This window comes from Acinetobacter sp. ANC 4973, assembly GCF_002135275.1.
In the GTDB taxonomy this organism is placed as follows: Bacteria; Pseudomonadota; Gammaproteobacteria; order Pseudomonadales; family Moraxellaceae; genus Acinetobacter; species Acinetobacter kyonggiensis.
Genome location: NZ_NEGM01000002.1, coordinates 152,758 through 168,103 on the forward strand (window position 1 = coordinate 152,758; position 15,346 = coordinate 168,103).

Consider the following 15,346-nt stretch of genomic DNA (forward strand, 5'->3'; position numbering starts at 1 on the left):
CTCATCGTGTTAGGGAGATGAGTAGTTTAACAGAGCTATAGATAAATTATGAATTTTAGCCTTATGATCATGGCATAGTTTAATCTATAACAAATGAGCCGATCAAAATGAAAATTACAGATCAATAATTACAACGACGATGGAGTGAGAATTTTTTAAATCAAAGCAATTTAAATCAACAAGAATGTCTGGATTTAATTCGTACAATCTATCCAAACTTATATGCCGATTTTTAATTTCAAAAAAATTGATACTAGACAAGATGGCATGAATGCCATCCATTGGATTGGGGTATAGGAATATACCGTCAATCCAACAAAGGATTTTTGTTACTTTTCATCCTTGAAAAGTAAGGCGTAACCTACGCAAAACTATTTAAGTTTATTGAGAGTAATGTGATCATAATTGTTACGAAATTAGGGCTAATATTCTAGCAACATTCTGACAGGTTCGTTGCAAATTCTTCTCAGCATTGTCTAAAGCTGTTTGCAAATCACAAGCCCCATCCATAATGCCAAAAATCGCAGTAAAACCTTCTGCGTAGAGTTCCTCTATGCCCTCACCGACATAGCCTGCACAAGCAATCACAGGTTTATTCAGTCGCTTTGCCACTTGTGCCACACCAAACGGTGTTTTACCAAATTTGGTTTGAAAATCAATGCCGCCTTCACCGGTAAAGACATAATCTGCTTGAGCAATTTTCTCAGCCAATTGGGTTTGCTCAACCATCAGTTCCACACCTGAACGTATCTTTGCACCTGCAAATGCCATGAGACCAAAACCCAAACCACCGGCTGCACCCGCGCCTGCCACATCTCGAAGCTTAAGCCCACATTGCTGCTCAACCAAATCTGCAAAATGACTTAAGTTCAAATCCAACTGTTTCACCATGTCAGGTGTTGCGCCTTTCTGTGCGCCAAACACAAATGATGCGCCCTGTTCACCACATAAAGGATTATTCACATCACTGGCAATCATGATTTCAACCTGCTTTAAACGTACATCTAAAGCAGAAAGATCAATCTGATGAATTTGCTTCAGTTGTCCACCACCCACCGCAACTTCACAACCATCGATATCATAAAACTTTGCCCCCAAGGCTTGTGCCATGCCAGCACCTGCGTCATTGGTGACACTACCACCTAAACCAATGATGATTTTAGCAACGCCATGATCTAAAGCCACTTTAATCATCTCCCCCGTTCCCAAAGTGGTCGTCAGCAAAGGATTGCGCTGAGATTTTTCCAGTAGATGAATCCCATTGGCTTTTGCCATTTCAATCACAGCCGTTTCAGCATCATCCAGCAAACCAAAATACGTTTGAACTTTTTGTGTTGGCAACGGCCCTGTGACTTCACAGAAAAGCTGTTGTCCAGCCAATGCTGCCACTAAAGCATCCACGGTTCCCTCACCTCCATCTGCCATCGGCACATGAATAAAGGTTGCATCAGTAAATACTTTTTCAATACCGTGCTGCATCGCCTGACAAGCCTGTTCAGCGCTCAGGCTTTCTTTAAACGAATCTGGTGCAAGCACAAAGGTTTTAGACATAAGATAAATTGTACAGTTTGATTTATAGCTATCATAAGCAATAAAAAAGAGCGCATATAGCGCTCTTTGGTCGAATTTGAGTTAAACATCTGCGGAACTTTTCGGAACTTCTCTTTTAATATATGAAGCCAAAGTCAGATAATTAATACCTTGGAATAAAATATCCACAGCAAGGAATAAACCCAGTACCCAGAAAGGAGCCTCTGGTGACATCAAAATAATAACCCCTGTCGCTAAGGTTAAAATGCCTGAAAATAAAGTCCAACCCCAACCCTGAAATGCACGAAAAATAAAAGCATTAAAGAGACGAATCACACCTGCAACAATCAAAATAATGGCTAAAATATGGGTCAGAACAATGGCAGTTTTGACTGGTGTAGTAAACGCATAATAACCTGCAACTAAATACAAGATACCAAACAATGCCCACAACCAACGAAAACCACCATCAAAAATTTTGAACGCTGCAATGAAATGAATCATTCCTCCTATCATCATCAGCGTACCAAATAAAAATACCGCTGAGAGCGTTGCAAAAGGCAAAGATGCCAACAATACAATGCCAAATAAGGTCAGTAAAATCCCCAAACCCAAATACCACTTTCGGTTTTCATGCAACTGATGTCGAACTAAATCATTTCCTACTGTTTTCATGCTTATTCTCAAGTCTTTTGTTTAGGAATAAATTTATTGTTGACTATTTTCAAGCATTTGTCTGTTTAAAATCTGCATCTTTTATCCACAGCACTTTTTCAAAACTGTGGATAAATTCAGCGTTATCTAGATTATTTTTTCCAACCCAATTCTATTGCTGTAATTTCATTAACCAACGTCTGTCCTAAATGATCTGGCATTTTGCTTTTGTCTACAGACACAGGAATATGCCCTGCCATCAATTCAGCTTTGGCTTGTGGAAATAATGGCTGCTGATTTGGATATGCATAGCCAATTGGATACAGCGGTACTCCTGTTGCTAAATCATATTTATCGGTCGCACCAAAGGCATGTAATAACTCATGTACCAATACGACTTTGTTTTGTTCTGCTTGTTTTTTTGAAGCAAATAAATTGACTGAACCAATTCGTCCATTTTGCAAAGCGGTGGAATGCTTTAATTCTTTGCTGTGTTTGGGATCATAATAATTTAAAAATAGCGTTACACTTGGCGAACCATCGCTACTTTCATGCTGTTTCCATGCATAAAAACGGAATTTCAAACTCCATAAAATGCTATCGAACATCGTGGCATTTTCAGGAACTTTAGGAGGTCGCTGTTTAAGTTCACGTCCCATTTGAAAATAAATTGAAATCGGTTGCCCACGGTACTGAGTCGACATTTGTTTCAAATATTCTTGTGCATCACTCAGGTCATTTACTGACAATTGCTGAATATAGTGTTGCGTCGCCCCTTGCCCATCGGCATTCACAGGATGTAATAAAACAATGATCGGTTTATTCCAATCTTGGTTCTGATCACGATACGCATTGATTGCGACAATGAGTAAAACCATCAATAAACACAGAATTCGAATATTTTTCCACATATCCCCAACATCTCAATATTTTGTATTATTTTCAAATATGATTAAAACACATGCGCATGAGGGAGTCTTTCCCTTCCAGCACAAATTCTTGCAGTACATTCGAGACTTTCTTAATAATGAATGTTACTCACTCATTTTAAAAAGCTTAATTATTCAGGCAATATATAAATGACATTAACTAACGTGATGTAATAAAGAATTTGTTGCATTGGCTTGGATGTATTGCAAAGTTTAAATGACCTTTGCATAGGCATTTCGTTACTTTAACAGAGCAAATAAAAAGTATTGCTTTGCAAGCCCCCCTTTGTTGAGCCGAGAGAACACCCTTGTACGCGAGCCCAACGGGCGGCATCCATACCACCCATCCGCGGAATTAATTTTTTCTATAATTTAGTTTGGCAGATTTAAGCTCCTGCATAATATCAGTTCATAAAAAATACCAAAAAATTGTCATATACAGAATTTTTCAACTTCTGTCTTTTATCAATTCCAGCGCAAAAACTTTATTTTTAAGTAGTCTTGACTCTAACAACGGTGGATAACGAGGTCTCGTAATTTAACTTTGATCAGTTATTTCCAAAATGGAATGACAAAAAAAATGCCGACTTTCGTCGGCATTCTTACATCTTTCAATATTTAAGCTTCAACCCATTTTCCATCTTGGTAAACCAGACTCCATTTGGTCTGTTTACCCTCAGCATTTTCAGAACCAATATATTGCACTTGGTTTTTACGGCTGAATTTCACCAAGGTTGGATTCCCTTCAGGATCAACATCAGGTGCTTGCAAAATAAACTGATATTTTGGATCAAGTTGATCTGCCACTGAGCGCAATTCTGCTACTTTCGGTGCACGTGTTTCACGTACTTTCGGGAATTTGCTTGCTGCTAAGAACAAACCTGCCGCACCATCACGAAGCACAAAAAAGTCATCATGTTTGGTTGAACGCAAGTGTTCCATTTTAATAGGATCGACACGCGGTGGTGCAGGTTGACCACTTTTCAAAACTTTACGGGTGTTATCACAGCTAGTACAGGCAAAGTATGGTCCAAAACGACCGGTCTTCAATTGCATTTCACCGTCACATTTGTCGCATGGAATACTTGGACCATCGTAACCTTTAATTTTGAACTCACCTTCTTCAAGTTCAAAACCTTCACAGTCTGGGTTATTACCACAGATATGCAATTTACGACCACCATCAATTACATAACTGTCCATTGCCGTTTCGCAAATTGGGCAGCGTTTTTTCGACATCAAATCGGCTGTTTCTGCACTGTCATCATCAGACAACACTGCGAGCGACTCAACAGGAGTCAAATTCAATGTGCCTTTGCAACGTTCTTTCGGTGGCAAGTTGTAGCCTGAACAGCCCAAAAATACACCCGTCGTTCCCGTACGAATCTGCATCGGACGGTCGCATTCTTTACAATGCACCGCATCCACTTCCACAGGCTGATTACGGCGCATGCCATTTTCACCTTGTGCAGTGGTTAAGCGTTTTTTAAAGTCACCGTAAAAATTATCCAGTAACTCTTTCCAATTACGTTCACCATCCGCGACTTTATCCAGCTGACCTTCAAGATCAGCGGTAAAAGCATAATTCATTAAGTTATTGAAGTTTTCATCAAGACGATCGGTCACGATTTCGCCCATCTTCTCGGCAAAGAGACGACGGTTATCCAACTTCACATAACCACGATCTTGAATGGTGGAAATAATAGCCGCATAGGTTGAAGGACGACCAATCCCTTTTTTCTCAAGTTCTTTGACCAATGATGCTTCAGTAAAACGTGCAGGTGGCTTAGTGAAGTGCTGAGAGGGATCTAGCTTCTCAAGTTTAAGAACTTCACCGACTTTAACCGCAGGCAATAACACATCATCATCGGCTTTGTTGGCGCCACGAACTTTGGTAAAACCATCAAACACCAAGGTACGACCTTTGGCTTTGAGTTCTACGCCATTGGCATCGACTAAAATCGTAGAAGATAAATATTCCGCAGATGTCATTTGACACGCCACAAACTGACGCCAAATAAGATCATACAAACGCTGGGCATCACGATCTACCCCCACCAAGCTATCGCCTTTTAGCGCAACATTGGATGGGCGAATCGCTTCATGGGCTTCTTGTGCACCGGCTTTATTGCCATATTTATTGGGTTTAGCTGGCAAATATTTTGCCCCAAACTCAGATTCAATATGATCGCGTACCATGCTGACTGCATCATCACTTAAGAATATCGAGTCAGTACGCATGTAAGTGATAAAACCCGCTTCATACAAACGCTGTGCCATGGTCATGGTTTTCTTGACAGAAAAACCTAAACGCGTGCTTGCCGCTTGTTGCAAAGTCGAAGTGATATATGGCGCGCTTGGATTCACCTTGGTAGGTTTATCTTCACGAACAGAAACTTTATATTCCGCATCATTTAGAATTTTTAATAAAGCATCGGTTTGTGCTTTATTTTGCAGTTTTAAGGTTTTGCCACCTTGTTTCACTGCTTCTAAACGGATGTCATGCTTTGCTGATTTAGTGTCTGCAAAAACCTGCCAATATTCTTCAGGAATAAAGGCACGAATTTCACGTTCACGTTCAACCACCAATTTAACCGCAACCGACTGTACACGACCTGCCGATAAACCACGGGCAATTTTTTCCCACAGCAATGGCGAAATCATAAAGCCCACAATACGGTCTAAGAAGCGACGTGCTTGTTGGGCATTGACTTTGTCGATATCTAAACGTGAAGGATGCTTAAAGGCTTCTTGAATGGCATTTTTGGTGATTTCGTTAAAGACCACACGTTGGTAACGTGAATCATCACCACCAATCACTTCTTTTAAATGCCAAGCAATGGCTTCCCCTTCACGGTCCATATCCGTTGCGAGATAGATTTCATCAACTTGCGATGCCAGTTTTTTCAGTTCGGCAACCACATGTTCCTTACCCGGAAGCACTTCATAATGCGCTTTCCAATCGTGTTCAGGGTCTACGCCCATTCGATTGACCAAGGCCATTTGTGATTTTTCAGCTTTTTGTTCATCGGTCAGTTTAGCGCGTGATACAGGTTTTTTTTCTGTACTTTTAGAACCACCTGTAGGTAAGTCACGGACATGCCCAACTGATGATTTTACAATGTAATCTGGGCCGAGATATTTATTGATTGTTTTCGCTTTTGCAGGCGACTCCACAATCACTAAGGCACGTTTTTTCGCAGCACTCGGTGATTTTGCTGTGGTGCTTTTGGATGTGGACCGAGGAGCGTTCGCCATAGTCAACCGTCATTCCTGTTTAATTAAATAGGTATATAAATTAAAATTCAGCCAAAGACTGTAAATACGTTTTAATGTCATCTAACTGTGTTGCTCGAAGGTCAGATTCTTCATCCCAATAGAGTCCTACACAGTTTGCCTGCATATCAATAGCATAAATGCCCTTTAATGCAATGGGTAAAGCGTTAAACTTATCATTCCCCTGCACCACTTTGAGCTTCTGATCTTCAACACGTGCACGCATTAGGGGCAAGCGAACATCCGGAATTAAAACACTGTAATAAGCAACCATACTGGCACGGCTTGAGGAGGCCATTGGAATTTTAGTCCAATCAGGAGCCGCAACTAAACGTGGATGCAACCCCATCTTGCGCGCTTTCTCACGCATCATTCCCAATGCTTTTTCTCGCGGACTGACGCGAAGACCCAAAATCGAGCCCAAAACAAAAAGAATAATGAAGCCAATAACCCAAATACCCGTATTTTCCATAGTACAACCTTGTTATTCCTTTATTAGAGTTGCATAAGCTGAATATAAAACGCAAGTATTCACATCAAAATTAATAACTAGGAAATTAAATAAGCAAACTTATTTATCTGTTTTTATTCATATCATGATGCAATTTCTGAGTCTGACTGTTCAAGTACATTAATTATATTCTCAGGCTCAGCTAAGCAAATAATATCAATACTTGACCAAGCTTCGATCAATGAATCGTTATAAGTCACTTTATTATTTATTTGAAATAAAATTTTTTGTTTTATTAATATATTTAGAAAATCTTGAAGGAGTTGTTCTCGATCCAGCCGTAAAACGGCTTGAATTGAGTTAATTAAGCTCTCAACTTTAGTGGGTCTCACTTTCTGAATTTTTATCAAATAATCACAATATTGCTTTATTCTTTGTAAATGAGGTTTTTGCTGAATTTCCTCTACAGTTGGTAATTGGATAACTAAAGTTTTGACTGTCTCATTCGCTTGCACTAATAGTACCTCCTTCATACGAACAAGTTCATAAGTAACATTTTGATTTTCAATTTGAATAAACTGATATTTTTTTAATAATTCAATAGTTTGTTTTACATTTGCACCACTATTTTTCATCCAGGATTTCAATGCATTATTTAAGGAATTAAATTGTTTAGGCTGATTTTTCAGTAATAATTGAATTGCATTTAATAGATTTTTATATTCAATTTTTTGCAAATTAATATTCGCTATCTCTAACTTATTCCCATTATTATTAGAAATATTTTCACGCTTAACCTGCTGTGCTTTAAAACCCATTATTTTTAGTAAATCGACAATATATTCAAATTTTTTATCATTTGACATGACATCAAATTCTGTATTTGTCTTATCCATTTGAATCGATAATTGTCCTGCTAAAAAAGCTAAACCAAAATCTGCTGCATCTGGTCCTGTTTTCGGCATTTTTATAAGTACTAATTTTTTTTTACTAATAAAATCTGCAAGACTCTGTAATCCATCAAGACTTAAAGTCATTGGTGATTTAGCATACACCATGTACACAAACGCATAACTTTTAAGCAACTGAAATAGTTCATTTTCTGTTTTATGTAAATTTTCTATATCCAATAATAATATTTTTTTCATGCTTCCTCTCATGCGATGAAATTAATTTAGGAACATTTCATGGCTATACAGCACTTCACTGCCATCCCAATAAATATATCCTTTCTCAATCAATTCTTTAAGCAATAATCGTACATCCGATTTGGGGAAAATTTGTTCTAATAAATCCCGTAAAGCATAAATATCTTTCGGCTTATCTGATTTTAATTCACGTAATTTACGTGCAACCACCACCTGAACAGGATCAATTTTCGAAAAGTTTTTAAACAAATCTTTTTGTGCATGATGAATGGTATTTGACTGTTCTAACCCTTCATCTGAACCAGATTCTCGTTGCCGCTGGGCCAGTATTTCGCTCGTATTTTGCACGTCTTCTAAAGGAGTCACTGCATCTAAATCAAGCTGCATCCATTGTTTCAACACTTTTTTACGAAAGCTAATTTGCTCATCATAACGTTTCACAATTTTTAGATTGATCAGTAAACCAATCAACTGTTGTGCTTGCTCACTTGCCACTTGCAAAATATTACTGATCGAGTTGTTAAGTTTCTCAATCGAGTTGGGTTTTCCTTTCATCCCCCCCAAAACATCACAATATTTTTTAACCAACAGTAGATTCGGTTTTTGCTTAATCGTCTCGACAGTTGGAATTTTATATTTTGAATTAAAAGAAGATTGCTCAGCCTGAACGTGAATAAGGCTACAATTCATATTCGATGACTGCATCATTTCAAGTAACATTTCACTGCTAGGCATGGCAGAAATAACTTCAATACACGTGTCAGGTTCTAACAAGGCAATCAGCTGTCCAACCACCACCGCATATTCAAATTCTTTTTGATCAACCTCTGCGGTTTCTAAAATCACCACTTGACCACTGCTGATCCAACTTGAAAACTCGGTTAAATCTTCCAGTGAATATTCAAATTTTCCAGTGCAGTTAAATAGGTAAATTACTGCATAGTGTTGAATAATGTCGCGCAACAGCTGTGCCGTTGGCATATTATTTTCAAGATCAAGAAGAACGACTTTGTTGGACATAATCTCAATAGACAAGTAAGCAAACTTTGAGCACGCATTAGAGCGAGCTTGGCTTAAAAGGTCAAATCAATTCAGCAAAAAGACCGATAAAGATTGACTCAGTAATGCGGTGGTCGATCACTCATGGGATCAAAAGCGGCAATCCCATCAGATAAATCTGCACATTCAATGCGTTGATACAAAAACTGCATTTGTTTTTTCAAATCAACTATTTCGGCATTTTGACGAGTGACTTGTTCATTCAATTGTTCAACTAAATCATCTAAAAATGTAATTCGCACTTGCAAATCTTCTAAGGGTGCGGACAATGACGCCTGATCATTAAGATTTTTTTGTTTAGTCATTTTAAGTCCTCACTTTGGATTTCAGGAAACAGTATGGCCTATATTACATTAAGGGATGTCCAACTTGCGTTTGGCGGACCTTCCCTGCTCGACGGCGCGAACTTTAATTTGGAACGCGGTGAACGAGTTTGTTTGATTGGCCGTAACGGTGAAGGTAAGTCTACTTTACTTAAACTCATTGAGGGAAGTTTACTACCAGATCGTGGTGAAGTTTCTATACAAAATGGCATTACCATTTCCATGCTGGCTCAAGATGTACCCATGGACTCTGGTAAAGTTGCGGATATTGTTGCAGATGGCGCAGGTGAAGCCGCTACAGTACTCAGAGCTTATCATGAAGCCAGTGATGCGTGTGTATTGGGTGATATGGATGCCTGTGACCGTATGGGCGAACTCCAGCACAAACTTGATCAAGTGGATGGTTGGGCTTTAGAAACTAAAGTCAACTCGATTTTGAGCAAGATGGGTCTTGACCCAGATGCTGATTTAGCCGATTTATCGGGTGGTCGTAAACGTCGTGTTCTTTTGGCTCGTGCGCTTTTAACACAACCTGACGTATTACTTCTTGACGAACCAACCAACCATTTGGACGTTGAAAGTATTGAGTGGTTAGAAAAATTCCTACTCGATCAAAACAACTTAACACTACTCTTCATTTCGCATGACCGTTCATTTGTCGATAGCATTGCGACACGCATTGTTGAACTTGACCGTGGTACTTTGCGTAGCTATGAAGGTAACTACACACGTTACCTTGATCTTAAAGCGCAGCAAATGGAAGCTGAAGAAAAGCAAAATGCGTTATTTGATAAACGCTTAGCTGAAGAAGAAGTCTGGATTCGTCAGGGCATTAAAGCGCGTCGTACCCGTAACGAAGGTCGTGTTCGTGCGCTGAAAGATTTACGTGAAGAATCAAAAGCACGTCGCTCACAACAAGGCAAAGTGAGCATGGCGACTCAAGATGCTAATCGTTCAGGTAAGTTGGTCTTCGATATTGAACATCTTAGTGTTGCTTTTGGCGACCAAGAACCCATTATCAAAGATTTCTCTGCATTGGTGCTACGTGGTGACCGTATTGGTTTAGTCGGTGACAATGGTGTGGGTAAAACTACCCTAATCAAAGCCATTTTAGGTGAGCTGGAACATACGGGAACTGTAAAAACAGGTACACAGCTTGAAGTCGCTTATTTCGACCAACTGCGTAATGCACTAGATCTTGAAAAATCGGTTAAAGATAACGTGTCTGAAGGTTCGGATTTTGTCGATGTAAATGGCGGTCGTCGTCATATTTACAGCTACTTGCAAGATTTCTTGTTCTCACCTGAACGCGCTCGTACTCCGGTAAAAGCCTTGTCTGGTGGTGAACGCAACCGTATTCTGTTAGCGAAGCTCCTGCTTAAACCATCAAATTTAATCGTTATGGATGAGCCAACCAATGACTTGGATATGGTGACTTTAGAGCTATTAGAAGAAATGCTCGGTGGTTATAAAGGCACATTACTGCTGATCTCGCATGACCGTGCATTCATGGACAATGTTGTGACCTCGACTTGGGTCTTTGATGGTAAAGGTCATATCGATGAATACATCGGTGGTTATCAGGACTATTTAGAACAACGCCCTGATCAAACTGCGGTGGATCAAAAAAGTGATGTAAAAAAAGCTCTGGCGAAAGCCGAAGCAGCTGTGCCAAAAAAAGCAAAGTTGAGCTATAAAGATCAACGTGCTTTGGAGCAATTGCCTGCTGAAATGGAAGCTTTAGAAACAGAGCAAGCCAGCTTGAATGAAAAATTGGCTGATGGTTCATTGTTTGTCTCTGATGCTGATGCTGCGGCAAAAATTTCTGCACGTTTAGCTGAAATTGATGAACTATTGCTTGAAAAGTTAGAACGTTGGGAAGAATTAGACAACATGTCGAAAGGCAATTAATTCACCCTGTGTCAATCGGCATCTGTAGAGATATCTACAGATGCCTTTTTATTTCAGAATTATGTTCGTGCTACACTACATTCCTGTCTAATTCAGATCATCGCACGAAACAATGAGTAAAAAAACCAACTATCAACCGGGTACATTTCAATGGTCATTTCTGTTGCCACAGTATTGGGGCATTTGGATGGGTATTATTTTTCTCATGATTTTGGCGATTTTACCGTGGGCGATTCAACATCGTTTAGCGACTTTTTTAGGCCAGATCGCATTCAACAACCTGAAATCACGTCGTCACACTACACTTCGAAATTTAGAAGTGTGTTTTCCCGAATGGACAGCTGAACAGCTTCAAGAGCATGCCAAACAGGTTTTTGTCGATCAAATGTTGGGGATTTTTGAAACCTTAAATGCATGGTATTGCCCGCAATGGTTTAAAGATCGGGTCAGTATTGAAGGTTTAGAACATCTGCACCATGCACAAGCTGATGGCAAGGGCGTATTACTGCTGGGTACACATTCGACTTTATTAGATGCAGGCGGTTATTTGTGCTCACAGTACTTTGAGCTGGGCGTCGTATATCGTCCGCAGAATAACCCCCTCCTCGACATGCTGATCTACCGCTGCCGTGCCACCATTTATGACCACCAAATTGACCATGATGATATGCGGCGCTTAATCAGAGATCTGAAAAATGGTCATGCCATTTGGTATAGTCCCGACCAAGATTATGGTTTAAAACAAGGTATCATGGCACCCTTCTTTGACGTACCTGCCGCTACAGTCACGGCACATCGTCGTTTACTTAAAATGTCAAAATCAGTTGCAGTGCCTTTGTATTTCTATCGCGATGGTGACATTAAAGACCCTCGTTACCATGTACTGCTTGAGCCTATGGTCGCTAGCATACCGAGTGACAATGAACTTGAAGATGCCACGCTGGTGAATAAAATTATTGAAAATCAGCTGCGCATCGCACCCACCCAATATATGTGGTTCCATCGCCGCTTTAAAACTCGCCCTGAAGGCTACGAAGAAATTTACTAACACCACCTTTAAAAAAGTTGAAGAGAATACCAATGAAAATTATGCAACTTCTTCCAGAATTAAACAGTGGTGGCGTTGAACGTGGCACATTGGAAATTGCACGTGCACTGATTGCAGCAGGTCACGAATCGATTGTTGTTTCAAATGGTGGACGTCTGGTTGCTCAACTTGAAGCTGAAGGATCGCAACACCTCAGTTTAGCCATTCATAAAAAATCTTTATCCAGTCTGTGGCAAATACGACCATTGCGTAAACTCATTCAGCAACATCAACCTGATATTGTCCATGTCCGTTCACGCGTACCTGCTTGGCTGACGCATTTTGCACTCAAAGGCATTCCTGCACAGCAACGTCCACATCTGATCTCTACCGTGCATGGTTTTTATTCGACCAATCGTTATAGTGCCATTATGACGCAAGCAGAAAAAGTGATTGCCGTGTCTGATAGTGTGGTGAAATATATTACCGAACATTATCAAAACTGCCCGCCTGAACATATTGTCCGAATTTATCGTGGCATTTCACCGCAAGAATTTCCTCACGGTTATCAACCTTCTGCACTCTGGATCAATCAAACTTTTAAAGATTTCCCGCAACTGGAAAATAAATTTTTAGTTTGTTTGCCAGGACGTATTACCCGTTTAAAAGGACATGAAACGTTAATTGAACTCATGCAACAATTACAAAACCAATATCCAAATTTGCATGCAGTCGTGGTCGGTGGCGCTGATGCTAAAAAGCAGGCCTATTTAGAAGAACTGGAAAACAACATTCAAGCTAAAGGTTTGCGAGATCAAATAACTTTTGTTGGGCATCGTTCAGATATACGTGAATGGCTTGCATTTAGCGACGTGGTGCTGTCTTTGTCCAATCAAGCAGAAACTTTTGGACGTACCGCTTTAGAAGCGCTATCGGTGGGAACACCTGTAATTGGCTGGAATCGTGGTGGTGTGGCAGAAATTTTATCTCATCTTTATCCGCAAGGTTTAATCGATGTAGGTGATCAAGCTGCATTATTGCATGCCGTTCAGCAGCATATAGATGAACCTCAAGGCGTTGAACCCGTCACGATGTTTAGTTTAAAAGAGATGTGTGATCGAACCATTGATTTATATAAACATGTTTTAAATTTAGATTAAATTTAAAACATGTACTGGCTCAAATCAGTCTACTTTTATCTCTCTATGATCTATAAAAGTAGACTGGTTGCAAAACACTCAATATTTTGTCAATGCTGCAATAGCTTGCACTAACTTTTAAAATGAGGGCTAATCAAGCAAAGTACACTGAGATCATTCACGAGTCATAAAAAGCAGTCTTTCCAAAGCCTAAACTATGCCCTTCACCCAAACAGCAACAATCAGCACGACCTAAATCGCAAGATATGATTTCAGCTGATCGTGATGAAAAAATTAACCTTAAACAACAGTAATAATCCTGTATAGATCTGCAAAGTATCACGAACTAAATCGGTAAAATAAACAAAAGAGAGGTTAGATTTTTCAATTTTTACTCAGTACATCGCTGACATTTTATTTTTAGCATTGGCTATAAAAGCATAACCCGAGTTCTGCTTCCTGCAAAACTCGGGTTCATAAGGTTGTGCTTTCAAAATTTGTTTTTATTCTGTTGTGGCTATCCATTGCTGCATCATATCCATGATGACTATCCACCAGCATCATCTTCCATAATGGGATGTTCCGTTCCCAACTCCTTGGCTGATGTGTGCATACTAAGTAAAATTTTAAAAAAGGACTATTCGCCATAGACCTAAATCAATGTAAGCCATTTCGTACACTATTCCCCTAATCCCCCGATCATCACTTTAAGGCACTTTAGTCTCATTTTTATAATCCTGTGCAATTTCATCGGTGACTATTTTTTCTTCCTTTTCTGCTTGTTCAATTCCTTCTTGAATAGCTTGCTGTGCCTCTTGTTCATCTTCATCGGTTTGTTCAAGCTCTTCTTGAATCTGATCAAAAATACGCCCTGTTTGTAAAACAACATGTACTGGAAAATGATCTGACCCGATATGGGGCAAGCGCTTCATTTCAACTAGAGCAAAATCAGTACTATGAAACACATGATCTAAAGACCATCTGAGCAGCGGGTAATCGGCATGAAAAGTATTGACATAATGTCGACCCACACGCGGATCGAGTAAGCCACTAATGCGTTGAAAAAGCCGTGTTGTCCGTGACCATGCCACATCATTCAAATCGCCCATCACAATACAGCTTTGATCCAAATCTTTAACTTGATCCCCCACAATCAGCAGTTCTGCATCACGTAAGGTTGAATCTTTGGCTTCAGTTGGACTGGGCGGTTTCGGATGCAAACAATAGAGCTGCACGGGTTGACCTGAACGCAAAATTACCGTGGTATGAATTGAAGGGATTTCATCACTTAAAATAAACTTAATTTCAGCGTCTTTTAATTCAAGACGACTATATAAATGCATGCCATACAAATTATCCAAGGGCACAGGGACACGATACGGATAATCTTTTTCAATCACTGCCAGTTCATTTTGCCAAGTTTGATCTGACTCTAAAGTCAGGACTAAATCGGGTTGGTGTTGCCGAATCTGTTCAATCAACAAGTGATATTGCTGATTTGGCGTCAGTACATTGGACACAATCACCGAGATTTGCTGCTTTGAATTCAACTGATTTTGACGAACCTGCTTGACCTGCTTTTTCCAAATAAAGGTATAAGGCAGCACCATTTTCAGTTGATAAGCCAGTGCTGCAATTAAGGCAATAAAAATAAGTTCCCGCCAGATATCCCACGGCTGATCCCAGACTAACAACAGGACAAAGGCAATTAACCCCAAAACTAAAATTTGTAAGCGTGGAAAATCTGCACCGCGAAACCACCATTCATCACGTGGAATGAGTGACCAAAAGCTCAACCAAATCACCACAACAGCTAACGCTTCTACCCAGATCATGATGTACTTCTCTTATATTCTTAATTCTTTCATGATTCATAAATTTATATCAGTTTTGCATGTA

12 protein-coding genes are annotated in these 15,346 nt (G+C 39.7%); 3 read left to right on the plus strand and 9 right to left on the minus strand.

What is annotated here, in order from left to right:
- Window positions 1–408 precede the first annotated feature (408 nt).
- The 8 genes from B9T30_RS03700 to B9T30_RS03735 form a co-directional block, all read right to left on the minus strand.
- Complete coding sequence (locus tag B9T30_RS03700) at window positions 409–1,551, minus strand: glycerate kinase (protein ID WP_086183824.1); 1,143 nt, start codon at window positions 1,549–1,551, stop codon at window positions 409–411.
- 81 nt (window positions 1,552–1,632) lie between these two features.
- Entirely contained in the window at window positions 1,633–2,205 is a 573-nt protein-coding gene (locus B9T30_RS03705) for an HdeD family acid-resistance protein (protein ID WP_086183825.1), read from the minus strand.
- A gap of 131 nt (window positions 2,206–2,336) precedes the next feature.
- Window positions 2,337–3,095, minus strand: coding sequence for a hypothetical protein (locus tag B9T30_RS03710; protein ID WP_086183826.1), 759 nt, complete (start codon window positions 3,093–3,095; stop codon window positions 2,337–2,339).
- A 636-nt stretch (window positions 3,096–3,731) separates the two neighbouring features.
- Window positions 3,732–6,371: a type I DNA topoisomerase gene (gene topA / locus B9T30_RS03715; protein WP_086183827.1), complete on the minus strand. Its 2,640-nt coding sequence runs from the start codon at window positions 6,369–6,371 to the stop codon at window positions 3,732–3,734.
- A 40-nt stretch (window positions 6,372–6,411) separates the two neighbouring features.
- Window positions 6,412–6,861: an ammonium transporter gene (locus tag B9T30_RS03720; protein ID WP_086183828.1), complete on the minus strand. Its 450-nt coding sequence runs from the start codon at window positions 6,859–6,861 to the stop codon at window positions 6,412–6,414.
- A gap of 122 nt (window positions 6,862–6,983) precedes the next feature.
- Window positions 6,984–7,988, minus strand: a complete 1,005-nt coding sequence (locus B9T30_RS03725) for a PIN domain-containing protein (RefSeq protein WP_086183829.1) — start codon at window positions 7,986–7,988, stop codon at window positions 6,984–6,986.
- A 21-nt stretch (window positions 7,989–8,009) separates the two neighbouring features.
- Entirely contained in the window at window positions 8,010–9,008 is a 999-nt protein-coding gene (locus B9T30_RS03730; protein ID WP_086183830.1) for a hypothetical protein, read from the minus strand.
- Window positions 9,009–9,106: 98 nt separating this feature from the next.
- A complete protein-coding gene (locus B9T30_RS03735; protein WP_086183831.1) occupies window positions 9,107–9,352 on the minus strand; it encodes a SlyX family protein in 246 nt (81 codons plus the stop codon).
- Between the two features lie 33 nt (window positions 9,353–9,385).
- Here B9T30_RS03735 and B9T30_RS03740 point away from each other — a divergent pair, with 33 nt between their 5' ends.
- The 3 genes from B9T30_RS03740 (at window position 9,386) to B9T30_RS03750 (ending at window position 13,468) form a co-directional block, all read left to right on the plus strand.
- A complete protein-coding gene (locus tag B9T30_RS03740) occupies window positions 9,386–11,281 on the plus strand; it encodes an ATP-binding cassette domain-containing protein (RefSeq protein ID WP_086183832.1) in 1,896 nt (631 codons plus the stop codon).
- A 112-nt stretch (window positions 11,282–11,393) separates the two neighbouring features.
- Entirely contained in the window at window positions 11,394–12,329 is a 936-nt protein-coding gene (locus B9T30_RS03745) for a lauroyl acyltransferase (RefSeq protein ID WP_086183833.1), read from the plus strand.
- A gap of 32 nt (window positions 12,330–12,361) precedes the next feature.
- The gene (locus tag B9T30_RS03750; RefSeq protein ID WP_086183834.1) at window positions 12,362–13,468 is read left to right on the plus strand and encodes a glycosyltransferase family 4 protein; all 1,107 of its coding nucleotides are present in this window, start codon (window positions 12,362–12,364) and stop codon (window positions 13,466–13,468) included.
- Between the two features lie 686 nt (window positions 13,469–14,154).
- Here B9T30_RS03750 and B9T30_RS03755 read toward each other — a convergent pair.
- A complete protein-coding gene (locus B9T30_RS03755) occupies window positions 14,155–15,282 on the minus strand; it encodes an endonuclease/exonuclease/phosphatase family protein (protein WP_086183835.1) in 1,128 nt (375 codons plus the stop codon).
- Window positions 15,283–15,346: the final 64 nt, after the last annotated feature.